Below are 2,198 nucleotides of genomic sequence, written 5' to 3'. Positions count from 1 at the left end.
GGCTCGACGATTTTTCCATGATGATTGTCCCAGGCTGAGCGTGGATGATCCCAGCGGCGATCCGCACGCCATCGTAGTCGCCGGACGATATCGACCTTTATGATCCTCCTGGGACGATTCCATCCGGATCATGGCGTTGACCATGCCGACGGCCAGGGGGGGCCGCGATGATGTCGGTCAGCGATCGGCACTCAACTTCATAGTCCCGATCTGCGTTCCAAAAACCCGCCTGATTTCGCCAAGATGAAGTTGAGCATTTCCGCCACTTTATTGCCCCCGATTTTGCCCATTCCATATTCGGTTGATTTCGGAGCGGGACACTTGCCTTGCTCATCCCGTTGCCGTTTATTGGACCCTGTTCTGGGGGAGAGAAATATGACCTATGCTGTGGTTGTCGATTGGTATGGGCCGTATGATAGCGTCAAAGCTGCGAAAGCCGTAATCCGTGAATGGGATATGGGCGAGGTCCTATACATGGCGGCCGGAACGGTTGATCGACAGACGATACCCAAGCTTCAGTATGTTGGAATCACCAAGGACTTCGAGGGCCGCATGAGACCGGAGCACAAAGTCCGCACCACAATCGCTGAAGAGGGGCTGTCGATTTATCTCGGCGAGGTGTCATCACAAGCGGTATCTGGTCGCAAGGCGGGTCATCACCACAAGCGATTCACTGTGCCTGTTTATCTGGCAGAATCGGCATTGGCATTCTTCCTCCAACTCCCGTTGAACTCTGACAAACGATGCTCCCGCCCAAAAGACTCGATTGTTTTGCTCAATCGGTGGTGGAAGGCTGATGGGCAAAGCCGTAGCCGTCGGCGTCCTCATCCTGATTGGCCTGACTTCATAGAATATGATGACGAGTCAGATGTCGGATCGGTGGTGTGGCATGGCAAACGTCGCAAGCACTTCAATGCCGAACTGATCGACGAGACGTGCGCTCGCGCGTCGAAGGAACTGCGCGCGGAAAGGGAACGGGCCGCTGCGGCCTGATCGCCATCACCGCAGCCCGAGACGATCCAACTGGTCGACCTCTGCGCGGATCAACCGGCAGCGACGATCTTCCCGCCATGGTCCGTAGGGATATGGCGTCGCATGGTGAAGGTCCCACCAATCTCGCCAGTCCTGCGTCGGGTGAAAATATCGGACCCGCGCTCGGACGGAGATCACCTCGCCGATATGCTGCTTCATCCCGCACTCGGTATCGGTCTCACGGATCACAAGATCGCCGACGCGGAGATGGTATAGGTCCATGGCCCGTAATACCATAATGGCATAAAATATCGAAGTATTTGAAGTGCTTGAGTCGATCGCTGAGATGTGAGAATCTCCCGGCATGAAACGCGTCGCTCTCTATCTTCGGGTCAGCACGGATACCCAAACGGTCGAAAACCAGCGTCGCGAACTCATGGCTGTGGCGGATCGTCTGGGCTGGCATATCGTCGCCGAACTTGCCGACGAAGGAATCAGCGGGGCAAAGGGTCGGGATCAGCGTCCGGGATATGATCGTCTCATGCAGATGGTCACGCGCCGCGAGATCGACCTCATCGCATGCTGGTCCGTCGACAGGCTGGGCCGGTCTCTCCAGCATCTTGTGGGCTTCCTTGGCGAGATCAACGATCGTTCAGTCGACTTGTATTTGCACACGCAGGGACTGGATACCTCAACGCCCGCTGGTCGCGCGATGTTCAGCATGCTGTCCGTGTTTGCCGAGTTCGAACGCAGCATCCTCAGGCAGCGTATCATGGCTGGTCTGGCCCGATCGACGAAAAAGAGCGGCCGACCATCTCTCGATCCAGCCAAGGCCGATCGCATCCGAGGCGAACTGGCAAAGGGCACCAGCATCAATATGACGGCCAAGAAGCTCAAGGTCGGCGTCGGCACTGTCCATCGGATCAAGACCCAGATGGCTGAACCGATCGCCGCCTGACCATGGTCGCCTACGATCGGGGATGACGCTGCCGGTCCACCCTCACTTCAACATCATGACATCGATTGTGCCCTGCTATCGTCAGGGGCGACGATATCGCGCGTTATCATCGCTAGAAACTGTCATGGACAATGGTTCGAATACCAGCGTGTCTGTCGAACCAAGGGCTACACAGGACCGCTACAGCCTGATAGCCCTGCCTATTATCAGCAGCCGCGAATCACGCGAAATCGGGGAACCATCAAGGCTTCCCTGCCTCTCCGCCAAT

3 protein-coding genes are annotated in these 2,198 nt (G+C 56.8%); all 3 read left to right on the top strand.

All coding sequences use genetic code 11. From position 1 onward, the window contains the following. The first annotated feature begins 375 nt into the window (after nt 1–375). Complete coding sequence (locus tag SxD43FB_RS23380) at nt 376–993, top strand: hypothetical protein (RefSeq protein WP_096064142.1); 618 nt, start codon at nt 376–378, stop codon at nt 991–993. A gap of 343 nt (nt 994–1,336) precedes the next feature. Next, nucleotides 1,337–1,930 (top strand): recombinase family protein, encoded by a 594-nt coding sequence (locus SxD43FB_RS23370; RefSeq protein ID WP_096064140.1) that lies wholly within the window; start codon nt 1,337–1,339, stop codon nt 1,928–1,930. Nucleotides 1,931–1,952: 22 nt separating this feature from the next. Beyond that, on the top strand, nt 1,953–2,198 hold a 246-nt coding region (locus tag SxD43FB_RS25695), incomplete at its 3' end, for a hypothetical protein (RefSeq protein ID WP_217988837.1).

The sequence above is a fragment of the Sphingobium sp. D43FB genome, from assembly GCF_002312805.1.
Lineage (GTDB): Bacteria > Pseudomonadota > Alphaproteobacteria > Sphingomonadales > Sphingomonadaceae > Sphingobium.
The sequence above is the reverse complement of the archived record's forward strand: the minus strand, read 5'-3'. Positions and strand labels throughout refer to the sequence as shown.